Origin of the sequence: Paenibacillus sp. JJ1722 (assembly GCF_048282685.1) — a bacterium.
GTDB classification, from domain to species: domain Bacteria; phylum Bacillota; class Bacilli; order Paenibacillales; family Paenibacillaceae; genus Paenibacillus; species Paenibacillus polymyxa_B.
In genome coordinates, this window is sequence record NZ_CP182500.1 from 4,510,131 (window position 1) to 4,535,887 (window position 25,757).

Annotated in this window: 18 protein-coding genes and 1 riboswitch; of the genes, 3 read left to right on the forward strand and 15 right to left on the reverse strand. The window is 47.6% G+C overall.

Features of this window, described 5'->3' with window-relative positions; genetic code table 11:
• Nucleotides 1-188 precede the first annotated feature (188 nt).
• The 7 genes from ACM1ND_RS19980 to gcvH form a co-directional block, all read right to left on the reverse strand.
• Nucleotides 189-1,844 carry an amino acid ABC transporter ATP-binding/permease protein gene (locus tag ACM1ND_RS19980; RefSeq protein ID WP_023989870.1) on the reverse strand — a complete coding sequence of 552 codons (1,656 nt, stop codon included), beginning with the start codon at nucleotides 1,842-1,844 and terminating at the stop codon, nucleotides 189-191.
• A complete protein-coding gene (locus tag ACM1ND_RS19985) occupies nucleotides 1,837-3,990 on the reverse strand; it encodes a DUF454 family protein (protein WP_418026511.1) in 2,154 nt (717 codons plus the stop codon). Before ACM1ND_RS19985 ends, ACM1ND_RS19980 begins: the two co-directional genes overlap by 8 nt.
• Nucleotides 3,991-4,204: 214 nt before the next feature.
• Nucleotides 4,205-5,350, reverse strand: coding sequence for a mannitol-1-phosphate 5-dehydrogenase (locus tag ACM1ND_RS19990; RefSeq protein WP_023989872.1), 1,146 nt, complete (start codon nucleotides 5,348-5,350; stop codon nucleotides 4,205-4,207).
• Entirely contained in the window at nucleotides 5,347-5,781 is a 435-nt protein-coding gene (locus ACM1ND_RS19995; RefSeq protein WP_028542458.1) for a PTS sugar transporter subunit IIA, read from the reverse strand. The genes ACM1ND_RS19990 and ACM1ND_RS19995 overlap by 4 nt, the downstream gene beginning before the upstream one ends.
• Complete coding sequence (locus ACM1ND_RS20000; protein ID WP_023989874.1) at nucleotides 5,778-7,856, reverse strand: BglG family transcription antiterminator; 2,079 nt, start codon at nucleotides 7,854-7,856, stop codon at nucleotides 5,778-5,780. The genes ACM1ND_RS19995 and ACM1ND_RS20000 overlap by 4 nt, the downstream gene beginning before the upstream one ends.
• 66 nt (nucleotides 7,857-7,922) lie before the next feature.
• Nucleotides 7,923-9,401 (reverse strand): PTS mannitol transporter subunit IICB, encoded by a 1,479-nt coding sequence (locus ACM1ND_RS20005; protein WP_023989875.1) that lies wholly within the window; start codon nucleotides 9,399-9,401, stop codon nucleotides 7,923-7,925.
• Between the two features lie 377 nt (nucleotides 9,402-9,778).
• Nucleotides 9,779-10,177, reverse strand: coding sequence for a glycine cleavage system protein GcvH (gene gcvH / locus ACM1ND_RS20010; RefSeq protein ID WP_023989876.1), 399 nt, complete (start codon nucleotides 10,175-10,177; stop codon nucleotides 9,779-9,781).
• 300 nt (nucleotides 10,178-10,477) lie between these two features.
• Nucleotides 10,478-10,669, forward strand: a riboswitch (glycine riboswitch).
• Nucleotides 10,670-10,846: 177 nt separating this feature from the next.
• On the opposite strand from gcvH, the gene gcvT reads away from it, so the two are divergent.
• The 3 genes from gcvT (at nucleotide 10,847) to gcvPB (ending at nucleotide 14,924) form a co-directional block, all read left to right on the forward strand.
• Complete coding sequence (gcvT, locus tag ACM1ND_RS20015) at nucleotides 10,847-11,947, forward strand: glycine cleavage system aminomethyltransferase GcvT (protein WP_069079966.1); 1,101 nt, start codon at nucleotides 10,847-10,849, stop codon at nucleotides 11,945-11,947.
• A 128-nt stretch (nucleotides 11,948-12,075) separates the two neighbouring features.
• Nucleotides 12,076-13,431, forward strand: a complete 1,356-nt coding sequence (gcvPA, locus tag ACM1ND_RS20020; RefSeq protein WP_023989878.1) for an aminomethyl-transferring glycine dehydrogenase subunit GcvPA — start codon at nucleotides 12,076-12,078, stop codon at nucleotides 13,429-13,431.
• Nucleotides 13,428-14,924, forward strand: coding sequence for an aminomethyl-transferring glycine dehydrogenase subunit GcvPB (gcvPB, locus tag ACM1ND_RS20025; RefSeq protein ID WP_341062703.1), 1,497 nt, complete (start codon nucleotides 13,428-13,430; stop codon nucleotides 14,922-14,924). The genes gcvPA and gcvPB overlap by 4 nt, the downstream gene beginning before the upstream one ends.
• A 118-nt stretch (nucleotides 14,925-15,042) precedes the next feature.
• Here gcvPB and ptsP read toward each other — a convergent pair whose 3' ends face one another.
• From ptsP to ACM1ND_RS20065, 8 genes are all read right to left on the reverse strand, one after another.
• On the reverse strand, nucleotides 15,043-16,755 hold the full coding sequence (gene ptsP, locus ACM1ND_RS20030; protein ID WP_023989880.1) for a phosphoenolpyruvate--protein phosphotransferase: 1,713 nt from the start codon (nucleotides 16,753-16,755) through the stop codon (nucleotides 15,043-15,045).
• Nucleotides 16,748-17,023: an HPr family phosphocarrier protein gene (locus ACM1ND_RS20035; protein WP_013372579.1), complete on the reverse strand. Its 276-nt coding sequence runs from the start codon at nucleotides 17,021-17,023 to the stop codon at nucleotides 16,748-16,750. The genes ptsP and ACM1ND_RS20035 overlap by 8 nt, the downstream gene beginning before the upstream one ends.
• 110 nt (nucleotides 17,024-17,133) lie before the next feature.
• Complete coding sequence (gene ptsG, locus ACM1ND_RS20040) at nucleotides 17,134-19,179, reverse strand: glucose-specific PTS transporter subunit IIBC (RefSeq protein WP_023989881.1); 2,046 nt, start codon at nucleotides 19,177-19,179, stop codon at nucleotides 17,134-17,136.
• A gap of 252 nt (nucleotides 19,180-19,431) precedes the next feature.
• Nucleotides 19,432-20,292, reverse strand: a complete 861-nt coding sequence (gene glcT / locus ACM1ND_RS20045; protein WP_023989882.1) for a glucose PTS transporter transcription antiterminator GlcT — start codon at nucleotides 20,290-20,292, stop codon at nucleotides 19,432-19,434.
• A gap of 190 nt (nucleotides 20,293-20,482) precedes the next feature.
• The gene (locus ACM1ND_RS20050) at nucleotides 20,483-22,018 is read right to left on the reverse strand and encodes a flotillin family protein (protein ID WP_028542452.1); all 1,536 of its coding nucleotides are present in this window, start codon (nucleotides 22,016-22,018) and stop codon (nucleotides 20,483-20,485) included.
• Between the two features lie 48 nt (nucleotides 22,019-22,066).
• A complete protein-coding gene (locus ACM1ND_RS20055; protein ID WP_023989884.1) occupies nucleotides 22,067-22,585 on the reverse strand; it encodes a membrane protease regulatory membrane protein in 519 nt (172 codons plus the stop codon).
• Between the two features lie 174 nt (nucleotides 22,586-22,759).
• Complete coding sequence (locus ACM1ND_RS20060; protein WP_023989885.1) at nucleotides 22,760-23,923, reverse strand: iron-containing alcohol dehydrogenase; 1,164 nt, start codon at nucleotides 23,921-23,923, stop codon at nucleotides 22,760-22,762.
• A gap of 184 nt (nucleotides 23,924-24,107) precedes the next feature.
• Nucleotides 24,108-25,751, reverse strand: coding sequence for a UDP-glucose--hexose-1-phosphate uridylyltransferase (locus tag ACM1ND_RS20065; protein WP_418026512.1), 1,644 nt, complete (start codon nucleotides 25,749-25,751; stop codon nucleotides 24,108-24,110).
• Nucleotides 25,752-25,757: the final 6 nt, after the last annotated feature.

Genomic DNA, 25,757 nt, shown 5'->3' on the forward strand with positions numbered 1-25,757 from the left:
CTATCAAAATAAGACAAGCTTGAAAAGCTGGATGATTTAAATAAGGATGACGCTTCCATTTCAACGCACACTCCATTTTATGACAAAACCATGAACAGGCTACAGCTTTTGCCCTCAAGCATAACAATAATTTCCTAGATTTCATCACTTATCGCTAAATAAGTACGTTAAAAAACACGTTAGAAAAGTCAGGACAATCTACGGTTATCCATTTCAAAAATATCGTCTGCAATCCGCATGGTAGAACTTCGGTGCGAAACAAGGACAACCGTTTTATCTTGCTGCTGTTCCTTTAACGATTTTAAAATAATCGCCTCGTTCAGGCTGTCCAAATTGCTGGTAGGCTCGTCGAGCAGTAAGAGAGGCGCATTATGGACAAAGGCTCTCGCCAACCCCAAGCGTTGGCGTTCTCCACCGGACAGCCTGTCCCCCAATTCTCCAACTCGGCTGTCATACCCTTGAGGCAAGGTCATAATAAAATCGTGCACTGATGCCTTACGTGCTGCTTCCACAACCTGCTCATGCGTAGCATCAGGCTTTCCGATTTTGATATTAGCTGCAATTGAATCATCAAACAGGAACGTATGCTGGTCTACATAGCTCTGTAACCCTCTCAAATGTCGGGTCCCAATTTCCTTCAAATCGTGTCCGGATAGCAAAATTCCACCTTGCTGCGGGTCCCTAAATCGCATCAGCAACTTCAGCAGCGTAGACTTACCAGAGCCGCTTTTACCCTGAATGCCTAAAATCCGCTTATGCGGTATCGTGAGACTTACATCATTCAGCACCGTTTGACCATCGTATGCAAAAGTCACCTTATCTACTTGTGCCCCAGTAAAGGCAACACTCATCCCTTCGATATTTTCCTCTACCTCCGGGGTTTCCTCCAATAGACTCAACACTCGTTCCCCGCTCGCCAGCGTTTGAAGCAAATTGTTGGACAAATTGCTCAGTGCGACGACAGGACCAAATGAACTAAACAGGGCAATGACAGAAATTAGCATACCTGTAAAGTCAACCTGACCATTAGACATACCGTACAATCCAGCCAGCAGCATCAAGAATGAGAATCCAACTACAGCCGCATCTGTGATGGCTCTTGTGATACCTTCATGATGCTTCAAGTCCTTCTGCTTGGCATCCAATTGATCCGTACGACGGTTAATCTCATTCAAACGTTGTTCTCCTTGCCCATATTGCACAATTTCCTTCATACCCCGTAAGCTGTCCAAAAAATAACTGCTCAGCTTGCCAAAGCTACTTCGGTATTCCATCCCCTGACGTTTGCCCATACGTGACGTGAGTAAAGGAATAAATAAACCGACAGTTAGGTAAGCAAGCGCAGCAAGCCAGCCTAATAGAGGCTCATAAGAACCGATAAAAAACACCATGAGTAGTGAAGTGATGATGCCGATTATAACAGGCGCTATCGTATGCGCATAAAATACTTCCAGTAGCTCAATATCACTCGTAATGAGTGAAATCAGATTCCCCTTGTCCTTGCCTTCCAATTTGGCTGGAGCGAGTCTACGCAGGGCTTGAAGTACCTTATCACGCAGTACAGCCAGCAGCTTGAAAGCGAGATAATGACCACTCATTTGCTCACCATAACGGAATACGCCGCGTAGTACGGCACAAACCACGATCGCCGTCAGCAAAAACGACATGGTGTAGCCTGTCGTGATGCCCGTTGCTGTAAGCAGAGCTAGGGCTCCAAACACTATAATGCCAATAGCACAAACAAAACCAAGCACTCCTGTAACAATCGTGATGAGTAGCACAGGTAAAAGAGGCCCCGCCAATACCAATAATTGGCCCATGATCCGTAATCCATGTCTACGCATATACAGCCCCTCCTTTTACAAACTGCTCTACCCGGTGTTGACTGAGATACATCTCCGCATAATGTCCCTGCTGGCTCAACAGCTCATGATGCGTTCCCGATTCTGCCACCAAACCGTTTTGCAGCACATAGATACAGTCGGATTGAACTACGTTTTCCAGTCTGTGAGAGATAAGAATCACTGTTTTTTGACCTGCCAGCGCATGTATAACCTCCATAATGCCTTCCTCACTTTCACTGTCAATGTTAGAGGTGGCCTCGTCAAAAATGTACACACGACTATCATGCAGCAATGCTCTGGCTAGTGCTAGCCGTTGGCGCTGTCCTCCTGACAGATTTGCCCCTTGCTCCTCCAGTTCTGCTTCCAGTCCTCCTTCTGAAAGGATAAAATCATACAGCTTCACTTGTCGCAAAGCTTCCAGCATTTGTTGCTCATCCGCGTGCTCATTGCCCATTTTTAAATTTGCTTCCACTGTGCCTTTAAAAATATAGCTGTTAAAACCGATCCAGGTCATGTGACGCATGCGGCTTCCTTCTGAAATATCGGTAAGCTCTTTTCCTCCAATCGTCAGACTTCCTCGATACCCCTCGTGATGCCCAACGATCAATCCGGCTACCGTACTTTTACCAGAGCCTGATTCCCCAACAATTGAAACAAAGCTGCCCTGGGGAATATCCATGGATATATTTCGTAAGGTATCTCTTTCGTCGTAGGCGAAACTCACCTGTTCCAGTCGAATATCTGTGTTTTCTATGCTTTCTTGTCCTTGTATAAGATCCTCAGTACTCAACATTTGAAATATTTTGTCGCTTGCTGCCATTCCGTTCATGGCGATATGAAAGTAAGAACCCAGCAGACGCAGAGGAATGAAAAATTCTGCCGACAGCAAAACAATGATGATTGCTCCTGCCAAGCCAATATGGCCTGAAGAATATTCGCTTACCGCGACCAGTACACCCGCAGCGGCACCACCAAATGCGATAAGATCCATAATGGCCACGGAGTTAAGCTGCATAGTCAGCACTTTCATCGTCATTTTTCGAAAATCCTCCGCTGCTGTGTTCATTTCCTGATGTTTATCCTGGTCTGTTCCGTACATTTTGAGCGTAGTCAGACCTTGTACATTCTCCAAAAAGCTGTGGCCCAGATTGACGTAACTGCCCCAATATTTCCGAAAAAGCTTTTTAGCCATCCTCATAATGACAATGATCGACACTGGAATTAAGGGAACGCAGATCAATAGTATAATGGCTGCTTTGAAGCTGACAAAAGAGAGGGTGATGAATAACGTTACGGGGGCAAGCAGACTGTAAAATAGCTGAGGCATGTATCTACCGAAATAGGTTTCAAGCTGCTCTACCCCTTCTACAGCAACCTGTATAACCCCCGAGGTGGAGGTATGATCTGTATATGCGGGTCCCATTTTGAGCAACTTGCCGTAAATTTGCGAGCGCAGCGTTTTTTTAGCATTTACCGAAGCACGATAGGATAACATACTGGCTGCATAATTGCTCAGACAGCGAACTGCAATAGCAGTAATAACAATGACCGTCATAGATAGAATCAGCTTGCGAGTCACTTGTCCTTCCCATGCCTGCTGCATAACAAAGGCCATAGACAACACAGCGGCTATACTCCCCAAAAGACCGATCCACTGCACAAGCACACCCAAGACGATATATTTCCGAGAATGTTCCACTAGACCGAGCAGACGGCTGTCGACCATTTTAGACCTTTTTTTCAGAGTAGGTGCAGGTGAAGATGAAGACGTTTTTTCTGCTGCAGCGTTTCCCACTGTTCCGATTCGGAATATAAAGTAATAGTATTTAAAAAGGATGACCAAGACGATGAGCGTTCTGCCCCACACATTAGGGGTGAAAATAAAGCCTGTAATCAGCATCGCTGACGCTAAGCCCAATGTCGTGATTTTCGTAGACAGCTTCAACGACCTTGTTTGAACAAAACTCTCTAGATGCTTTTGGTACAGAGCGGTATTCGAAAACCACTGGTGAATCCTTTCGGATCCCCGCATAAAGAAAAAGGTCGCTAGCAGCAGAAACGGTGTAGTCGGTAGCAACGGTAGCACTACACCAATAACTCCAAGCGCCAAAAATAAAAACCCTAAGGTAATATAGATCGGTTTCACTATAATCCTCCCTAATACTTATAATAGTAATGATTTCATTTTATAGATAATGATAATCATTATCAATATAAACAATTTAAGCAGGTTGTTATGTGATGTAAATCACGCATATAAAAATCCTCTTGAAGCACATCTCTACAGAACACGTTAGTGTTGATGTGGATGCTTTATCTTCAAGAGGATTATCGAAAATAGATGTTGATAATTCGTTGTTTTATGAATTTATAATATCATATTGCTCCAATATCTGCCGATGTAACGGGTGATCTGCGGTTATGGAAGTATAACGCGTCAGCGCCACACCCAGTCCTTCACTGCGGATCACCTGCTGAAGCTCGACTGCCTCGGGGTCTTCCGTAATATCAAATTTACAGGCAGCCGCCATTCCTAACGCCAGATGATCCGTCGGGATGCCATACTCCTGCGCTTGCAGCGCGGGACGTACAAGACGGTCATTGGGAGACAGCTTACGCAACGGTGAACGTCCGACTCGAGTAACATCGTCTGTCAGATTAGGGTTGCGGAAGCGATCCAAAATTTTAGAGATGTACTTCTTATGCTCCCCTTGATCCAAACCGAAGCGCTTCACAAGCACTGCTCCTGTCTCCTCCAGTGACCCTTGTATCGAATCCACCACCTTGCTATCCTTCATGGCCTCCTGGATGGTAGCATAACCTGCGGTATAACCAAGATAGGCTGCCACGCAATGCCCCGTATTCACCGTGAACAGCTTTCGTTCAATGTAAGGCTCTAGATCCTGCACGTACAGGATGCCTTCGATTTCTTCATGCTCAGGTGCCATTTGTGAACGATCCACCACCCACTCGTAAAAAGGCTCTACCTGCACATGTAACGGGTCCTCGTGGTGTTGGATCGGCACAATCCGGTCTACAGCAGCATTGGGGAAATATACCGAAGCCTCTGCCTTGGCACGAGTCGCCTCATCCAGTAGCGCAAAAACATGCTCTTTCAGTTGGGCGCTGCCTCCGATTGCATTTTCGCAAGCAATCACATGCAGCGGGCCTGCCCCTCGCTCCACCCGCCGCGCTATTCCCTCGGCAATACCTGCTGCAATATGCCTGAGGATGCTAACCCCTACCGCGGTCGTTACCAGATCAGCATGGTCTACCGCATCCGCTACAGCGGATGCATCTCTGCCGTCAATCGCCGTTACATTCGTGACCAGCTCCGTATCCTTTGTATCATTGGCTAGCTCTACGGTGTATTGTTTACGACGACGTAACTCGGATACAAGGGTGTCGTTGACATCTGAAAAGACAACCTCATAGCCTGCACGCGACAGAATCAATCCGATAAAGCCGCGACCAATATTTCCTGCTCCAAAGTGGACGGCTCTCATAGCTCCATCTCACTTTCGAACAGATCTATAATTTCCTGTGGGGTCACCGCGTTGCGAAGTTTATCCATATTTTCTTCCTCCGCACACACCACAGCGATACTCGTCAAAATCTCCATATGATCGCCGCCTTGTGCTGCAATGCCGATTACCATGTATGCTTTTTCTTCCCCAAAATCTATGCCTTGTGGAAACTGAACGATGGAGATGCCTGTGGATTGAATAAGCATCTTGGATTCCTTGGTGCCATGTGGAATAGCCAACCCGTTCCCGATATAGGTGGACACGATCTCCTCGCGTTCCAGCATCTTGTCAATGTACTCACTTGAAATATGTCCTGCATCCAGCAGGATTTGTCCAGCCATACGAATCGCCTCATATTTGTCTTTGGCGGTTGCGTTCATTTTTACTTTGTCTATCGTCATAATACTCACGGTAGGTTCCTCCCTGTCCCTAATTTACTGTGGAAAAATTCAGCTAGCTCACTCGATATATAATTGACAATATGATCCCTGCTACCGTGTTCCAGTAGCGTAACCATGTCTTCCTGCAAGAGTAATGCACTAATCTCGCTCAATACCTCCAAGCTTTCTCTCGGCAGCTCACGAGGTCCCAACATGAGCAGCACGCATTCTACCTGTTCGCCTGTATCCGCCAACAGCGGCTCTGCCAGCTTATACAAGGTAAGCGAAGGCTTGCGAATATAGTGGCTGCGCGTATGAACTAAAGCAATGGAGGTATCAGAGATCACCTGACTACCTTGGCGCTCTCTTTCCATGAGCTGTGCAGCAACCGCAGAAGGCTCTGTCACATTCCCCCGCCCCGCCTCCAACATGCATATAGCCTCTACGGTCGCCGCCATATCCATCCCCTGATTTTCCAGCGGATACACTTGAAATTGCTGTACAATGTGTACAATTTCCTCAAGACTTTTCCGCAGACCGGTAAGCCACTCTATATCCTGACCAGGCTGAACAGCCTGTTCCTGCTGATGGTCATTGGGATGATTGAGTGTAATATGCTGGATGAATTGACGCAGGCGATCACTCTCCTCCTGCGTCAGCAACGGGCTGATCTTAAGATACCGATCCGGTTCAAGCGGTAGCTCTACTGTCGAAATGATCAGATCATAATCCTCCTTGGGAATCCGCGCCGCCTCGTACCATGAAGCCCTATCCACAATTTTGATCTGTGGGAGCTCTTTGGCGAGCCTTGTTGCCAAAAGTCTGGATGATCCAATACCGCTCGTGCAGACTACGATGGCCCGCACCTCCCGCCGCAATTGTCGTAGCCGCTCCAGCGAAGCGCCAAAATGCATGACGAGAAATCCGATCTCTTCATCTGGTACTTTCATTTCTGTCATGTCCGCCGCAGCCTTTTTCACTGAGTCGAATAAGCTGCTGTAATCCTTGCGGATTTGCTGAAGGAGGGGGTTACGAATCGACCTGCCTTCCTTCAAACGTTTGAACACCGGGGCCATATGGGCAATCAGTCCTTCACGCAGAACACGGTCCTCTTCCAATGGCGTGCCTGTCTCTTCCTCCACACGACGAATCAACTCATGAACCGACTCCAACAGTACGAGATCATCCAACGGCAGTAGTCGGGTAGAGTGATCCTCGGCATCACGAAATAGCAGCCTGAGATAAGATCGTTCCGGCTCTGGAAATTCAATATCCAGCGCCTCTGACAACTCCGTGCATATGCGTTCCACCATAGCTGTGCGAAGCATGATATTTTCATCTGAATCTGTTTTTAAATACGAGAGAAGAGGATCTATAACATACCCGAGTCGCAGACGTACCAGCGAAACGCAAATTTGAATCAGCAGCTCCATGTATTTGCTTTCCACCATGTTTTCCAACCATTTTTCATGGGGCTGCCAGAGGGCCTTTTCCACAATCAGCAGGTTATCTCTGCCAATCATCTCCAGCAACTTGTCGGCGACACGGGTTACAGAACGAAGTTCTTCCCGGGCTGAAAACAGATCGGATTCATCCAAATATTCGAGAGCCAGCTCGGAAATCGCCCGTCTTTTGTCTGTCTCCCGCCCTGTAATCTCGACCCCGTACCCCCGTCTGCGCACAAGCATGAGTCCACGTTCCCCAATCCAGCCTTGCAATTCGTCCAGATCATGACTGACCGTAGTTACCGTGACTTTCAAGTCCGAAGCCAGCGCCAGCAGCTTGATCGGCTCCCGTGTATCCAGCAGCATGCAGAGAACCACGATCTTTCTCTCCTCAGCCGAATATTCGTCTGACTTCGTATGCAGCAATTGCCTTCGCAGGCATACAAGCTGAGCTGGGTCAGCATCTATACAGATACCAATCCCTGACTTTTTCTCCAGCTTCACCTCATGAGCAGCCAGCCAATGCTCGACTGCGCCCAGTTCCCGATGAACCGTCCTTGTGCTGACATTGATCTTCGTGGCAATTTCCCCGGCTGTAACCTCTTTGGACTGCTCCAGAAGATATTCCACGATGTCACGTTGTCGTTTCGTAATATTCATAAGCGCATACCGTTCCTTCCCAAGCTCATCCCTCCAGCAGGAGACGTACACTGCATACGACGGGGATTAAGAATCGGATTTCAGACGTTCAACCAGCGCTTCGTATTCAGGGCTCTTCAGAAAATTGTCAATGGAAATGTGCTCAGCATTCGGGGCTACTGTTTTAGCCCGGTCTGTCAACGTTTTTTGCGTAATGACAATATCCGCATCCTGTGGAATTTCACTGATTGCCGTATTCGTAACTGTTACGCCTACACCCGCCTGCTTCATTTTTTTGCGTAAAATCGAGGCGCCCATAGCGCTTGAGCCCATACCTGCATCACAGGAAAAGACGATCTTGTTCACTTCGGATTTATCCTTGAGCGTTCGAGCTGCGGCAATCTCAGCAGCACGTTCAGATTCGTGATTATCTTCCATTACAGTGGCGTTAGCACTTGCACTCTTGCTTTGATTTTTCATATCTTTCAGGCGGGATGCAGCTTCCTCCAGCCCCTCTTCTTTTTGCTTACTAGTCTTGAGTAACACTGCGGCAACAGCAAAGGATACGACCGCAGCAGCGATCACCCCGCTCAGCATTGGCAAATATCCGCCTTTTGGCGTCATTAGAAAATAGGCGATGATGCTGCCCGGTGAAGGAGCAGCAACCAGTCCGGCACCTGTCAACATAAAACAGAAGGTTCCCACAACGCCCCCAGCTATAGCAGCAAGAATCAAAATCGGCTTCATCAAAATATAAGGGAAATAAATTTCATGAATCCCGCCGAAAAAATGAATGATGACCGCTCCAGGAGCCGATGACTTCGCAGAGCCTTTGCCGAACAGGCAGTAGGCTAGCAAAATACCGAGCCCCGGCCCAGGGTTGGATTCCAGCATAAACAGTACGGATTTTCCTGTTCTTGCAGCTTCCTCTAACGCAATCGGACTCAATACTCCGTGATTCAGCGCGTTGTTTAAAAATAATACTTTTCCGGGCTCAATAATGAGGTTGACAAGCGGCAATAGCCCTGCGTTCACGAGGAACTGTACCCCTGCCGACAACACTTGACTGATCATTTGTACAATCGGGCCAATCGCCACATGGGCAAGCAGCGCTAGAATGGCACCGATAATTCCGGCCGAAAAGTTATTGACCAGCATTTCAAAGCCTGATCTGACTTTGCCTTCAATGGCCTTGTCGAACTTCTTCAATATCCACGCAGCCAGCGGACCAGCTACCATCGCGCCCAGGAACATCGGGATATCGGCTCCCACTATGACACCCATCGTCATAATGGCACCAATCACACCTCCACGCTGTCCGTGAATCATCGTGCCCCCTGTATAACCGATCAGTAACGGCAACAAATAATTTTTCATCGGGTCAACCAATTGTGCAAAACCTTCATTCGGGAACCATCCGGTCGGAATAAAGAGTGCCGTAATCAGCCCCCACGCAATAAATGCTCCCATATTGGGCATAACCATACCGCTAAGAAAACGGCCAAAACGCTGTACGGCGACACGAGTGCCTCCTTTTGAACTTGGCTTTGCGTCCAATGTACTCATATTCAAATCCTCCTTGTAGGTAAGCATCACTACCTTTTCTTAAAATTCATACTAAATGACAGCGCTATCTTCATCAACGAAATGAAAACGTACTTTCGTCATGAACGTTGATGACAACATTTAAATTTAAATTATCCGGGAAGGTATTATACCTGCATAATTCTTCTTAATATGACCTGTAGCTATAGAAATTAGTCGAAAAACCGTGCTGGATTATGTATGATTCTTATATGGGGACAACCCTCTAAATCAGAATAAAACACGTAATTACGTTTGCAAAAAGACAAAAAAATAGCCGCTACGTCAAATCATAGCGACTATTTTATACAAAAATCGAGCAGACAAATAACCCTCTTACTCCATACTACAATGCTCCATTATTGCTCATCGGAAATCAACTGCTCATACTGATCCGCAGACAGTAGCTTGCCCAAGGCTTCCTCCACATCTTTATCCATCTCTACTTCGATCATCCAACCTTTTTCATAGGGAGATTCATTCACTAGCTCAGGTGTACTTTCCAGCGTTTCATTCACTTTTAGTATGGTTCCCGTCACCGGAGCAAAAAGGTCGGATACTGTCTTCACCGATTCAATCGTACCGATCTCCGCTCCCTGCTCAATCGTTGCTCCCGCCTCAGGTAATTCTACAAAAACAATATCACCCAGTTGATGCTGTGCAAAGTCTGTAATACCAATTCGTACCGTTCCATTCTCTGTCCGCTGAACCCACTCATGTTCGTCTGTATACCAAAGTTGCTGCTTTACTTCACCCATTCTGTTCCCCTCACTTCCATATGAATAAAATCGCTTTTGCTCACTGTACTAGACAGGTTAAGATTATGACAACAAGAACACTCATGTCAATAATACTAACAAAAATACTTCATATCACCTCATATAGCGTACTATATAAAAATATGATAGCTTATAACAAACGCTTACATATCCTTATTTATATATTAAATGTTTTTTCTATTGTTTTTGATGACATTTTTATTGACATTTTGAATGAATTTGCGTATTAATGGGTTATAGCAAATGCTTTGGGAAACACCCCGACAACTGCAAACGCGGATGAACGCGGAGGGAGAGACTGCCAAAAAGATTCGCATAGCTGTTGCCGCTTGTGAGACATAAGTGCACGCGAATCGGATCAAGTTGTTATCTGCAAAGCCAGGTAATATACCGTTGATCCCGAAGGTAGCGCCGAAGGAGTAAACCTGCATTGCAGGTGAATCTCTCAGGCAAAAGGACCTCTGCCGGACGCATCTCTGGAGAGCATTCGCTATTGGAGCGGATCACCCAAGGGGAAACCCGGTACATACCGGGGTAACTTTCTGGTATCAAGGACAGAGCTGAAAAAAAGAGTGTAGACTGCCGTCTATACGTTTTTTTCGGCCTGTCTTTTTTGTTTAGCCGATCACACCGGATAGGAGTGGAATAATGACTAATTTGCGAAAAACACCGCTATATTCGTCCTACGGGACGCAGTCTGGGGTTCGTTGTATTGACTTTGGCGGCTGGGAGCTCCCGGTTCAGTTTAGCGGCATTCAAAAGGAGCATGAGGCCGTCCGGCAACGTGCGGGTTTATTCGATGTATCGCATATGGGCGAATTTTTGGTTGAAGGCAAAGAAGCCGAAGCTTTTCTGCAAAGGGTGACCACGAATGATGTCAGCCAGTTGGAACCAGGTCAGGCACAATATTCACTCCTGTGTTACCCCGATGGAGGGGTAGTAGACGACCTACTTGTTTACTGCAAAGGACCGGAACGCTACATGCTCGTTGTGAACGCATCCAACATCGATAAGGATTGGGATTGGCTAATTCGCCATATGCCTGCATCCGTTCACATGGAGAATGTGTCTGATGCGATAGCATTGCTAGCGTTGCAAGGACCGGAGGCAGCACGTATTGCCGCAGCCGTGGCAGATACGGACATTACGAATCTGGCATCTTTCCGCTTCCATGAGAATGTGCCATTGTTCGGAGCAAAAGCACTTGTCTCACGAACCGGATATACGGGCGAAGACGGTTTTGAATTTTATATACCTGCTGCGGAAGCACCAGCCGTATGGGAGGGTTTGCTTCGTTCCGGTGAGTCGTATGGGCTGATTCCCGCTGGACTTGGTGCTCGGGATACACTACGCTTTGAGGCACGGTTGCCGCTATATGGTCAGGAGTTATCTGCCACGATTTCGCCACTCGAAGCTGGTCTAGGTTTCTTCGTCAAGCTGAATAAAGGAGATTTTATCGGTAGAGAAGCACTGCAACGTCAGAAAGAACAAGGGATTCCTCGCAAATTGATCGGGCTGGAAATGATTGATCGCGGTATCCCACGCGCCCATTACCCGGTATTCGCAGAAGGACAACACATTGGTGAGGTCACAACGGGGACTCAGTCGCCCACCTTGAAGCGTAATCTGGGCCTCGCCTTGGTGGACAGTCGTTTTAGCGCCCTCTCCACACCGTTGGAGGTTGAGATTCGTGGCAAACGCCTGCGTGCCGAGGTGGTGGCAGCACCCTTTTATAAACGCCCGCGCTGATCTTAAACTCTTTTTATTTCTATAAAGCAAATATGTCAGATATGAACTTCTGGGTTTTTCATCTCACACACTTTTTTATTAGCTAATTTACGATCTAAAATCTTGCTTTTCGAAAGGAGTCAGAACCTATGAAGCAGCATCGTTATCTCCCTATGACTGAACAGGATCAAACCGAAATGCTGCGTGTGGTGGGTGTATCATCTATTGATGATTTATTCAGTGACATTCCAGAGGCCATTCGATATCAAGGGGAACTGCCTCTCTCTTCTCGACTCGATGAGAAAGCCTTAACCCGCCACTTGGCCGAGCTGGCCGGACACAACGCCAATACAGACACACATGCCAGCTTCCTTGGCGCAGGAATTTATGATCATCATATTCCGTCCGTCATCCAGCACATCACTTCACGCTCGGAATTCTATACAGCCTACACCCCCTATCAGCCGGAAGTAAGCCAAGGCGAGCTACAAGCCATTTTCGAGTTTCAGTCGTATATTTGCGAATTGACGGGCATGGCTGTAGCTAATGCCAGCATGTACGACGGAGCGACTGCACTGGCGGAAGCGGGCTCACTGTCCGCCGCAGCTACCCGCCGTAAACAGCTTATCGTATCAAGGTCCGTCCATCCGGAGGCACGTCAGGTATTGGCAGCCTATGCACGCGGATTGGATTTGGACATCGTGGAGATCGGCTGTTCGGACGGCGTAACGGATGCTGATGCGCTAGCGGCAGCCGTATCGGAACAGACCGCGGCTGTTTTGGTCCAAAGCCCCAACTTTTTCGGAGCCGTGGAAAACCTGAAGCCGATGGCTGACCTCATCCATGCGCACAAAGGTCTTTTGGTCGTCAGTGCCAATCCACTAGCACTTGGCTTGCTGGAAACACCCGGCAAACAGGGCGCGGATATTGTGGTAGGAGACGCGCAGCCACTTGGCATCTCCTCTTCTCTCGGCGGTCCGACCTGTGGATACTTTGCCGTTTCTCAGGCACATATGCGCCGTATCCCCGGCCGTATTGTGGGTCAGACCACAGACCGCAACGGTAAACGCGGCTTCGTGCTGACCTTGCAAGCGCGGGAACAGCATATCCGCCGCGAAAAGGCCACCTCTAACATTTGCTCCAACCAAGCGTTGCTAGCTTTATCTGCATCTGTATACTTGTCTGTCATGGGTAGACAGGGGATCAAGGAAGTAGCCGAGCTAAATTTGCATAAAAGCCGTTATGCTTTAGAGCAATTGCTGAGCTTGAAGGGCATAACTGCCTCGTTTAACGCACCAACCTTTAATGAGTTTGCCCTTAGACTGCCTGAGGGTACGGATATGAGCAAACTCCAGGCCGAGCTGCTAGCTGCTGGATTTATCGCTGGCTACGATTTGGGCCGGGACTATGAGGAACTTGCTGGTCACATGTTGATTGCCGTGACGGAGCAAAGGACCAAAGAAGAGATTGACCAATTTGTACACACCTTGGGGGGATTGCTATGACACACACCGGACAGGATCAGAAACAAGGGCTGTTGAAGGAACACGATCAAGCGCTCATTTTTGAATTGAGCCGTCCGGGTCGCATCGCCTATTCCCTTCCCGAGTGCGACGTTCCCCGTCGCCCGGTGGCAGAGCTTTTGCCAGATTATGCGCTGCGCAGCGAACCTGCGGCATTACCCGAGGTATACGAAGTAGACGTTATTCGGCATTATACTGCCTTGTCCCGGCGCAATTTCGGCGTGGACAACGGATTTTATCCGCTCGGCTCCTGTACGATGAAATACAATCCGAAAGTGAATGAGGATGTCGCCCGATATACAGGCTTCGCCAAAATCCATCCATATCAGCCCGAGGAGAGCATCCAGGGTGCCATGGAGCTGCTGTATACGCTCCAAAATGATTTGGCTGCGTTAACTGGCATGGATGCCGTCACGCTTCAGCCCGCCGCGGGCGCCCATGGCGAATGGACCGGGCTGATGATGATTCGCTCATACCACGAAGCACGTGGTGAGCGACGTACCAAGGTGCTCGTGCCGGATTCCTCGCACGGAACGAACCCCGCCAGCGCAACCGTCGCGGGCTTCGAAACAGTCACCCTTCCCTCCACCCCTGAGGGGCTGGTGGATCTGGATGCGTTACGTCAAGCCGTAGGCAACGACACCGCGGCGCTCATGCTGACCAATCCGAACACGCTTGGGCTGTTCGAGAAGCAAATCACTGACATTGCTGCCATCGTGCATGAAGCGGGTGGTCTGGTTTACTATGACGGGGCAAACTCCAACGCCATCATGGGGATTACCCGTCCCGGAGATATGGGCTTCGATGTAGTGCATCTCAATTTGCACAAAACGATGAGTACCCCGCACGGCGGCGGTGGCCCCGGCGCTGGGCCTGTCGGCGTAAAGCAACGGCTCATCCCTTATTTGCCCAAGCCGCTTGTCGTACGGGATCCGCAGGGGGTGTACCACTGGGACCGGGAACAGGGAGATTCTATTGGACGGGTTAAAGCCTTTTACGGCAACTTCGGTATTCTCGTCCGTGCCTATACCTATATCCGTAGCTACGGTCCTGATGGCTTAAAGCGTGTATCGGAATGCGCTGTGCTCAATGCCAATTACATGATGCATCGGCTCGCTCCACATTTTGACCTGCCCTACCCTGGACATTGTAAACACGAATTTGTAATGTCGGGGCGAGGCTTGAAAAAATTTGGAGTGCGTACGCTTGATGTAGCCAAACGGCTGCTTGATTTCGGCTACCATCCGCCTACAATTTATTTCCCTCTGAATGTAGAGGAATGCATCATGATCGAGCCCACGGAGACGGAAAGTAAGGAAACACTTGATGCTTTTGTCGACACTATGATTCATATTGCGCGGGAAGCAGAAGAGAACCCTGAGCTGGTGCTCAATGCACCATATACTACTCCAGTCACGCGATTGGACGAAACTACCGCAGCTCGCAAACCTGTACTGAATTGCTCATGCAGTTAAAACAAATTCTACTTAAAGCATGCAAAAAAGCCGGTATCTATTAGATACCGGCTGCTGTATGTACACAGCAATTTTTTTGTTGGAAAAAGATATAACCTTTGAAATGTAATACCCTTCCTTAACCTTCGATGCTTTGAACCAATTCAACAACCTGTTCTGCTGTTTGCATGTCCAGAGCTTTTGTAGCCAGTTTTTCCATGTCCGCACGGGACAACTTGGAGATTTGACTACGTGCTGGCAGAATGGAAGTTGCACTCATACTGAACTCATCAAGTCCCAGACCCAGCAGCAACGGAATTGCTGTTGTATCTCCTGCCATTTCGCCACACATACCAACCCAACGCCCTTCACGGTGAGCGGCATCAATAACCATTTTCACCAGACGCAGAATGGATGGATTGTATGGTTGATACAGGTAAGAAACCCGCTCGTTCATGCGATCCGCTGCCATTGTGTATTGAATCAGATCATTTGTACCGATACTGAAGAAATCCACTTCTTTTGCGAATTGGTCAGCCAATACCGCTGTAGAAGGAATTTCTACCATGATGCCCAGCTGAATTTCTTCAGATACGGATACACCCTCGGTTACCAACTTTTCCTTTTCTTCCAACAAAACAGCTTTAGCTTCACGGAATTCGTTCAGCGTAGCAATCATTGGGAACATGATGCGCAGGTTACCATGCACACTCGCACGCAACAAAGCACGCAATTGAGTGCGGAAAATATCCTGGCGATCCAGACACAGACGAATAGCACGGAATCCAAGGAACGGATTCATTTCTTTTGGCAGGTCCAGATAAGGAAGTTCTTTGTCGCCACCGATATCCAAAGTACGGACTACAACCGGTTTACCTTCCATTCTTTCCAGAACGGTTTTGTACGCCGTATACTGTACTTCTTCGGATGGAAGCTTATCGCGTCCCATGTACAAGAACTCCGTACGGTACAAGCCAACGCCTTCACCACCGTTGTCCAGAACACCAGCTACATCATTAGGCGTACCAATATTGGCTGCCAGTTCGACATGGACACCATCGACAGAAACCGTAGCTTCGCCGCGCAGCTTACGCCACTCTTCGCGTTGCTTGTCGTATGCCACCTGTTTAGCACGGTATTCCGCAACAATCTCTTCGGTAGGGTTCACGAATACGTGACCATCCAAACCATCAACGATAATCAAATCACCGCTTTTAGCTTGAGACAATATATTTTTCGTTCCCACAACTGCAGGAATTTCAAGTGAGCGAGCCATAATAGCCGAATGCGAAGTACGTCCGCCGATGTTCGTTGCAAAACCTTTAACAAATTCACGGTTCAGCTGAGCTGTGTCGGAAGGTGTCAAATCTTCTGCAAGCACAATCGTTTCTTCGGCAATTTCTGCAGGACTAACAAAATGAACACCAAGCAGGTGATTCAGGATCCGCTTGGTTACGTCACGCATGTCCGATGCGCGTTCTTGCAAATAGGCACTTTTCATGTTTTCAAACATGGAAATGAACTGTGTAGCTACTTCATTCAAAGCATAGTCAGCATTAAGCTGCTCGTCTCTGATTTTAGCTTTAACCGGATCGATCAATTCAGGATCATTCAGGATGAGCAGGTGAGATGCAAAAATTTCTGCTTTTTTCTCTCCCAGCTCCTGAAGCGTTTTCTCCTTAATCGATTCCAATTCGGTTTGAGATTGTGCCAAAGCCGCATCCAATCTCGCGATTTCAGCTTCAACATCACCAACCGCGCGTCTCTCTACAGCGTAATTCGGATGCTCCAAGATAAACGCCCGGGCAATGGCTATGCCTGCCGAAGCGGCAATCCCGGAAATTTTAAGCATGAACTTCGCCCAGCCCTTCGTTAACGATTACATTTTCAAGAGCTTTCAGTGCTTCGGCAGCTTCAGCGCCTTCGCAGATAATGTTAATAGTATCGCCTTGTTCCAGACCCAGGGACAATACACCCAGAATGGATTTCAAAGTTACTTTTTTACCGTTAGCTTCGGCAAAAGATTCAGCACCGCTGAATTTGTTAGCTGTATTTACCAGCGCAGTTGCAGGACGTGCATGGATACCGTCTTCATCCGTAATTCTAAAAGTTGTTTGCATAATTTGTTCCTCCCACTTTCCTAAAGATAATATTTGTTTACACGCAGTATACCAGATCATTGATCAGACGGCCTAAGCCGCCTAATCAACTAATCCGAAACACATAGAGTTTATTTTATCGTAATTATACCATCTTCGCCAGCCTTCAATACTCCAGTTTTGTTTAAAGTTACCGAAGAACCTTCTGGAAGGTTAGTAAAAATGACAGGTGAGATGATGGATTTAGCGTTTGCCTTCACGTATTCCAGGTCTACTTTCATAATAGGCTGGCCAGCTGACACAAGATCGCCTTCGTTCACCAAAACGTCAAATCCTTGGCCTTTAAGCTTCACAGTATTCACCCCGATATGAACAAGCACTTCTTTACCGCCATCGGATTGAATACCAATCGCATGCTTGCTTGGGAATACATTGAATACTTTACCATAAACAGGGGACACAATCGTTCCATCATTTGGCACGACCGCAAAACCGTCACCTGTCATACGTTCTGCAAATACCGGATCGGGAACCGTCGAGATATCAACCAATTCGCCGTTAACAGGCATTACAATATCTTCTACAATAATGGTTTGTTGTTCTTCTCCAGCTTCCTTCTCCTCTTGTGGAGCAGGTTGCGCCGGAGCTGGTGCAGGTGTACGTCCAGCCATGATATCAGCCATTTGAGATTTAATGGTGTCGGAACGTGTACCGAAAATTGCCTGTACGTTGTTACCGACTTCAAGGACACCAGATGCGCCAAGTTGTTTCAGACGAGCTTTGTCAACGTTCGATTTCTCATTAACCTCGATCCGAAGACGTGTGATACAAGCATCCAGATGCTTGATATTCGATGAACCACCGAAAGCTGCCAAAATGTTGTGCGGGAGCTCATCACTACTACCGACTGCTGCGCCATCCACATTATCTGTAGCTTCTTCACGTCCTGGTGTTTTCAAGTTGAACTTCCGTATGATGAACCGGAATCCGAAGTAGTAAATAACTGCCAAAATCAGACCGACGATAATTACATACCACCAAGGCGTACGGGTTGGAATAATCCCGAAAATCAGGAAGTCAATAAATCCGCCTGAGAAGGTCATACCGATTTTGACATGTAAAATTTGCATGGTCATAAATGACAGACCTGCGAATATACAGTGTACTGCAAACAGCAGTGGAGCTACGAACAGGAAGGAAAATTCCAGTGGCTCCGTAATACCTGTCAAGAACGAAGTCAATGCTGCTGAACCCATAATACCTGCTACATATTTTTTGTGTTCTGGTCTTGCTTCATGGTACATTGCAAGCGCTGCTGCCGGCAAACCGAACATCATGAATGGGAATTTACCCACTTGGAACGTACTTGCTGTCAACGCCACTCCGTCGCGAAGCTGGCTGAAGAAGATCTGCTGGTCACCGTGAACGGTTTGACCTGCCTTGTTAACATATTCACCAAACTCAAACCAGAACGGTGAATACCAGATGTGATGCAAACCAAATGGAATCAGCGCGCGTTCGATAACACCGAACAGGAACGCCGACAAAGTCGGGTTGGAATACACCATAAAGTGAGATACTGCGTTAAGTCCTTGTTGAACTGGAGGCCAGATCAGAACCAGTGCAAGTCCGACAATCAGTGAGGATACCGCCGTTGCAATTGGAACGAAACGCTTACCCGCGAAAAAGCCCAGATACGATGGAAGCTCAATTTTGAAAAAGCGGTTGTACATGGCCGCGGCCAGTATACCGATGATTATCCCGCCGAACACCCCGGTTTGAAGCGTTGGAATCCCCAACACGTTTGCATAACCCGGTATTTTTTGAGCAATCAGACCAGGTGTGACACCCACGGCTGTACCCAGAGTAATGTTCATAACGAGGTAACCGATGATGGCAGCCAAACCTGCTACACCCTCACCGCCCGCCAGACCGACGGCTACGCCGACTGCGAACAACAGTGCCAGATTATCAAAAACGATTTGTCCGGCATTCATCATGATCGTCGCTACCGATTGAACCCAGCCCGCATTTAATGCCGGAATGTACTGGAGAAAATCAGGATTGACCAGCATGTTACCGATACCCAATAAAAGCCCCGCAGCTGGCAAAATCGCTACAGGAAGCATTAATGCTTTACCGACACGCTGTAAAACGCCGAAAAGCTTTTTAAACATACCTTCCACATCCTTCTCTGAAATTTAGAACAGAGGCAAAACAACAAAAAAGGCATGAGCCGATTTAAGTATGTTTGAAAACAACCTTGGGATATAGCTTGCCCCAGTAGGCTGTAAACAATCATAACTTAAAACAACTCATGCCTGATCGAATCAGTAACACGTTTAATGTTCAGTTGTTGTCTTCCTCATTGCAAAATTGATTATAGCACCCCGCTAAATGCGAGGCAATACTTTTTTATTCCGGTTTTATCACTTTTGTTGCTCCCCCTGCTCTTTGCGTTGGGACAACCGCTGCAGATGCATTGTCAAATAACTAACCTCAGCTGGATACACAGATTTACGGAGTCTTTTCTCCATAATTTTCGTGAGCTTCCAGGCCAGCATATACATTTCCGGGTACTCCTCATTCAAAAGCTTGTCCAATCGATAAATCTCCTGCACAATTTCTCCCCGGCGCACACGTTCAATCGCAAACCTCAGATGAGTCAGCAGTCGAGAATAATCAAGAGATTGGAGAGGAATACGATAATCCAGTGTGGTCTCGACAACCTGAACCATATCAGCAATCAGACGAGAATCCTTCCTCACCTCGGAGATATGCTGGTTTGTCATGGCGCTATAAATATGCAGGGCCACGAATCCGATTTCATCTTCTCCCAGATCTACATCCATCTTATCCCTGATTAGAGCAACAGCCTGCTCAGCCATCTTGTATTCCTGAGGATATATTTCCCTAGTCTCATACAAAAACGGATTATGAATCGTAATTCCCTGTTTATGACGGTTGATGGAAAAAGCGATATGGTCAGTTAAAGCAATCAGTATGTGCTCATTTAGAGGCTTCTTTGCTTGAAGCTGAACAAGATGAAGTACCTCACCGATGACCTCAATGAGCTTTTCATCCAGCTCAGGAAGCAACCGTTTGTATTGCTCCTGTTCTTCATGGCTTTTTAATATAAATAATTTTTCAACTGAATCCAACGGCATAAGATCACCGGGTCTGCGATTGAAACCGATTCCTTTTCCAATCACAACAACCTCATCATGCTCGGGATGCATCCCTATAATCACATTGTTATTCAGCGCTTTGGCCACTTTTAGGCTGCTCACATCCGCACCTCTTTTATCAGAACCTTGATCCTAAGAATTATAGCATGAAGCTCAGAGGAATCCACGTTAAAGTACCAAATATTCGGCTAAAGGTCAATAAAAAGAAAACGCTTTTCATCACATTGCCGGGAAATGCTGTGATGAAAAGCGGTCTTTTGGTTAGGGGTAGATGCTCCCTAAAGACTTACCGTTATTCTTTATCTGTTAGTGCTGCCTCCACCGAGGCTGGAAGATGCTGCTTATTCCCTTCACCGGAGGACGGCACGGAATGAAGGCCTTTTTTCCCAGTCGTCAGCCCCTTGATTAACTGCTCCACATCAATGCCGGATACACTCTTCAGCATCTCAGGTGCCGTAGCCATCAGTTCGGTGACATAATTGCTGACACGCGCTGCTCCCTCTCCTTTTCCCGTATCAACTACGGTGAGTTTATCAATGGACGCAATCGGTTCGGCAATACGTCCAGCCAGATCAGGCAACATTTTTACGATAATATCGAGCACGGCAGCCTCTCCAAACTTCTGGAACGCCTCCGCCAGTTTTTCCTTGGCCTCCGCTTCTGCAAGTCCACGCAAACGGATGACATCTGCGTCTGCCGTACCTTTGGCGCGTTCGGCATCCGCTTCTGCTTGCCCGTTGAGACGTTTTTGTTCAGCTGACGCTTTAGCCTGTGTCTCAATCGAGTATTGCAGCGATTCAGCCTCACGCATTTTACGCGATTTATCTGCTTCCGCCGCTTGCTCGACCGCATACCGATCAGCTTCTGCCTTCTTTTTCACTTCCGCATCATATTGCTTTTCACGTACCTGTATTTCCTTGGATTGAAGATCAATTTCCCGTTCTTTGCGCACCAGCTCGACTTTCATCTGCTCCTCGACAGCAGTCTGCTTGGCACGGGCCTCCTGAATGTGATAAGCCTGATCGGCTTCTGCCTTCGCTGTATCCTGTTCTTTCTTAAACGAAGCCACTTTCAGTTCCTTCTCCTTGGCTGCCTCGGCAATGTTGGTATCCCGCAGCAGTTCGGCCTTCTGGCCTTCCTGTTCCGCACGCGCCTTCTGAATCCGGGCATCCCGCACAGCCTCGGCTTCTGCAATCTCAGCATCCCGTTTCACAGCGGCAATTCTCGGCTTACCAAGCGCATCCAGATATCCGTGCTTATCACGCACATCTTTGATGGTGAATGAAACGATTTGCAAGCCCATCTTTTTCAGATCACGAGCAGCCACGCCCTGTACTTCCTGCGCAAACCGATCCCGATTACGATAAACTTCTTCCACTGTCATCGAACCGAGGATTGCGCGCAAATGTCCCTCCAGCACTTCCTGAGCCTCTCCCCTAAGAGCCTCCAGTGGCTTCCCGATGAACTGCTCGGCTGCTGTAGCCACATCCTCAATAGAACTGCCGACCTTGATGATCGCCACACCATCCGCAATCACGGGAACTCCTTGCTCCGTATACACTTCCGGTGTGGTTACGTCCAGTTTATGGGACAAAAGAGAGATGAATTCGGACTGCTGAAAAATAGGCCAAATGAAGGCCCCCCCGCCGCGTACAATTTTAATTTTTCGTCCAGAGTCATCCTCGGAAATATTTTTATTTCCTAGAAAAGAACCCGTCACGATCATTCCTTCATCCGGCCCTACCGTTTTGTAACGGGCCCAAAAAGCGATCCCTAATATAACGATAACGATGACAACAATCCCAGGGACCAACACAATATCTTGCAAATTTGACACTCCCGATCACGCTCCCTTCAAGTTAAGCGAATGCGCCGTCTATGTGTCCAGGTACGCTACGCGGACGACGCCCTCTGCGACCTCAACCACGACGATACGGGTTCCCGCAGCAAGCGGTTTGTGATCGAAGCTAGATGCTGTATGTATGGTGTTGCCTGCACCCAAGCGGATCATAACCTCCCCGTAACCAACCTCAGGTACAGGAATGGTGACCTCACCGATCCGGCCAGTCAGCTCACGCATGGAGAAGCCACTGGATACCTCCGAATTCGCCATGGGTTTGATAAACGCAAAGAACACGAGTATTCCGATGACAAACGCAATCCCTAAAGCAAGCACGACGACCCACCCCATGCTCAGCCCAGTATACTTTGTCAGCAGTACTCCAGCTCCGCCAAAAGCGGTCATGGCTCCAAGTAAAACGACAGGTCTGAACCAATCGAGGCCCGGTAGCTCCAATGCACCATCCAGCCAACCACCGAGTACATCTCCAATCAGCACACTGACCACGGTAAAGATAGCGCCCCCTGCGAGTAACCACCAAAATATGGTTTCCATGCGACTCCTCCTTCCATGTACCTTTTCAGTCTGGTTTCCAGTCTATAACTATGTTTACGTATTCAACCTTAAAAAGTTTCAAAATTTTCCTCTAATATCCCAAATTAACCCCAAAAAAGCACGTTCGTACGTCTAATGACGCACAAACGTGCTTAAAATGATACAAATGTCGGTTTACAGGGATGCTTTGTAAATTTCGACTACATCTTCGCGATTGAGCTTGTTAAAGCCACCAAAAGACCCGAATTTCACAGCTTTATCAGCCATAACATCGATTTTGGACGCATCAATATCGTAATCAGCCAGACGGCTTGGTGCACCAATCGAGTTCCAGAAATCACGCAACGCCTGAATACCTTCCAACGCCACTTCCTCATCACTCTTGCCTTCTGGTTTCACATGGAACACATTGACCGCCAGTTGCTTGAAGCGTTCAGGCTTCACATGCAAATTGTGTTTCATCCAGTTCGGGAACAGAATAGCCAGTCCTCCACCATGTGGAATATCATAAACAGCAGACACAGCATGTTCGATATTGTGAGTAGCCCAGTCACCTGTCAGCCCCATGTTCAGGAAGCCGTTCAGCGCCATCGTACCACAATACATAATCGTTTCACGCAGCTCGTAGTTTTCCAGATCGTTGACCAGACCTGGAGCCGCATCCATGACCGTACGCAAAATCGTTTCGCACCAGCCAAGTTGGACCGGAGTATTGGATTCCAAATGGAAATAATGCTCCAGCGTATGTGACATCATATCTACGATTCCGTAAACGGTTTGATTTTGCGGCAGAGAGTATGTGTTCACAGGATCAAGAATAGAAAACGCAGGGAACGCAAATACGCTGCCCCAGCCCAATTTTTCCTGTGTTTTTTCATTTGTAATAACAGAACCCGCATTCATTTCAGAACCGGTAGCTGCCATGGTCAAAACCGTACCTAATGGCAATGCAGCCTGTGGTGCCGCTTTACGCTCTGCAAAATCCCACATGTCGCCATCATATTTTGCACCAACAGCAATGGCTTTGGAGCAATCCAGCACACTACCACCGCCTACAGCCAGAACGAGGTCGATTTGATGTGTTTTACACAATTCCACGCCTTTATGTACTGTAGATAAGCGAGGATTCGGTTCTACACCAGCCAGTTCCGTTACCTCTGCACCGATTTCACCAAGCAAACTTATTACATTATCGTACAAACCGCTGCGCTTAATGCTGCCGCCGCCATATACAAGCAGTACACGTTTACCATATTTAGGAACTTCACGCTTGAGAGCCTCCAATTGTCCTTTACCGAAGATCAATTGTGTAGGATTATAAAATTCGAATGCTTTCATCGCAAACGCTCGCCTCCAATAGTTCTAAAGTTTAATGTTAAGAAACTACTCTATTATAACCTTTTCGGTTACAGGAAACAAATCTGCTTTATTTTCAGAAAAAAACCACACTCCTTGAGGAGCATGGTTCCATGTCATATCTTGGGAGGGTTCTCGTAGAGTATTATGTGCTGCGCAAGCAATTTTATTCTCCCAAAGTATATCCCAATTGTTTCATAAAACGACCAAAGGCCTGATGACCGGACGGATTTCGTTTATACACTCCTGCATGCTCTAAAATTTCACTGAATTTCAGTCCAACCTCATTTTGTACGGTACGAACAGCCGTCTCCTTGTCAGGCAAACGACCGAACCGGGTGTTTAACTGATAAATCCAGTCTGCATGCTTAAACAGTGGATGTCCTTCCTGCTGCATAGCCACAGCCAGCTTGTCATCCCCACACAAAATATCTGCAATTCCATCCAGTTCATCCTTGAGCCGCCCCGGTAATATGGCAAGTCCCATAACTTCGATCAGACCGATATTTTCCTTCTTGATGTGATGCATCTCGCGGTGAGGATGGAAAATACCTTCCGGATACTCTTCACTCGTTCGGTTGTTACGCAGTACGAGATCCATCTGGTACCTGCCTTCGGCATCACGGCGCACAATCGGCGTCACGGTATTATGCGGAATCGTTTCCCCTTCCTGCTCTGTATGAGAGAGGACATCAGCTACAGGATCACTAAAAGCTTTCCAGGCTTCAAAAGCAGCATTTCCCGCTTCCAACAACGCCTCGGCATCTGTTGACGTAAAACGGATGACCGACATCGGCCAGTTTACAATCCCTGCTGTAACCTGCGGGAACGCTTCATTATGGTATATGCCGTCCACACCCGCTTTTTCAATTGGGAATGTATGACGACCACCCTGAAAATGATCATGGGTCAGAATCGATCCGCCGACAATCGGCAGATCCGCATTGGAGCCAATAAAATAATGCGGAAACGCTTTCGTAAAGGCCAGCAATCGGCGCAGTGTATCCTTCGTAAGCTTCATCGGTACATGATCATGATGGAACACAATGCAGTGCTCGTTGTAATACACATAGGGTGAATATTGAAAAAACCACGGTTCCCCATTCAATTCCACCGGAATGATGCGCAAATTTTGACGGGACGGATGATTTACTCTTCCTGCATATCCGACGTTTTCACGGCATAATTGACACTTGGGATAAACAGGCGGCGGCAAAAGCTTCGCCATCGCAATTTCCTTGGGACTTTTTTCTGGCTTGGACAAATTAATCGTGATTTCCATATCTCCGTAAGATGTCGACTGATTCCAGTACACATTGCTGGCAACCCGATCCATTCGAATGTAGTTCGAATCGATGGATAATTGATAAAAAGCATCTGTCGCCGCCTCTATGCCACGTTCAGCCTCCGTTTGATGAAAGTCACGGATGACTTCAGACGGTCTCGCCATCAGCAGTCCCATGATTTTGGAATCAAGCAAATCGTGATACGTATCTGTGTTTTCAGGGATAAGTCCTATGGCAAAACCATAATCTATCAATACATTAAGCACAGGCTGGAGAGCTTCGGGGGCCATAACGCCCCCTGCTTCCCCACCTGAATAAGGCTCCGAAAACCCAAACTGCTCCAACAGCAGATTACGGCTGTAATCTGTATCTTGCGGACCGATCAAGCCCTTGTTTTGTGCGAATGCAACCAGTTGCTCCACCGCATATAGAGCCGATTGCTGTACAGTTTCGTCGATGTCATTGGCCAGATGCCGGGAATGTTCCCGGCCTTGGCCTTTATCTGCGGATTGGCGCTCGCTCATATGTCA

Coding starts and splice junctions, on each gene's coding strand:
- ptsP (WP_023989880.1), bottom strand. CDS start 16,755: ATGCTTAAAATTTCCGGGATTGCCGCTTCGGCAGGCATAGCCATTGCC.
- gcvPA (WP_023989878.1), top strand. CDS start 12,076: ATGAAGCAGCATCGTTATCTCCCTATGACTGAACAGGATCAAACCGAA.
- ACM1ND_RS20005 (WP_023989875.1), bottom strand. CDS start 9,401: ATGAGTACATTGGACGCAAAGCCAAGTTCAAAAGGAGGCACTCGTGTC.
- ACM1ND_RS20000 (WP_023989874.1), bottom strand. CDS start 7,856: ATGAATATTACGAAACGACAACGTGACATCGTGGAATATCTTCTGGAG.
- ACM1ND_RS19990 (WP_023989872.1), bottom strand. CDS start 5,350: ATGAGAGCCGTCCACTTTGGAGCAGGAAATATTGGTCGCGGCTTTATC.
- ptsG (WP_023989881.1), bottom strand. CDS start 19,179: ATGTTTAAAAAGCTTTTCGGCGTTTTACAGCGTGTCGGTAAAGCATTA.
- ACM1ND_RS20055 (WP_023989884.1), bottom strand. CDS start 22,585: ATGGAAACCATATTTTGGTGGTTACTCGCAGGGGGCGCTATCTTTACC.
- gcvPB (WP_341062703.1), top strand. CDS start 13,428: ATGACACACACCGGACAGGATCAGAAACAAGGGCTGTTGAAGGAACAC.
- gcvH (WP_023989876.1), bottom strand. CDS start 10,177: ATGGGTGAAGTAAAGCAGCAACTTTGGTATACAGACGAACATGAGTGG.
- ACM1ND_RS20060 (WP_023989885.1), bottom strand. CDS start 23,923: ATGAAAGCATTCGAATTTTATAATCCTACACAATTGATCTTCGGTAAA.
- ACM1ND_RS20065 (WP_418026512.1), bottom strand. CDS start 25,751: ATGAGCGAGCGCCAATCCGCAGATAAAGGCCAAGGCCGGGAACATTCC.
- gcvT (WP_069079966.1), top strand. CDS start 10,847: ATGACTAATTTGCGAAAAACACCGCTATATTCGTCCTACGGGACGCAG.
- ACM1ND_RS19980 (WP_023989870.1), bottom strand. CDS start 1,844: ATGCGTAGACATGGATTACGGATCATGGGCCAATTATTGGTATTGGCG.
- ACM1ND_RS20035 (WP_013372579.1), bottom strand. CDS start 17,023: ATGCAAACAACTTTTAGAATTACGGATGAAGACGGTATCCATGCACGT.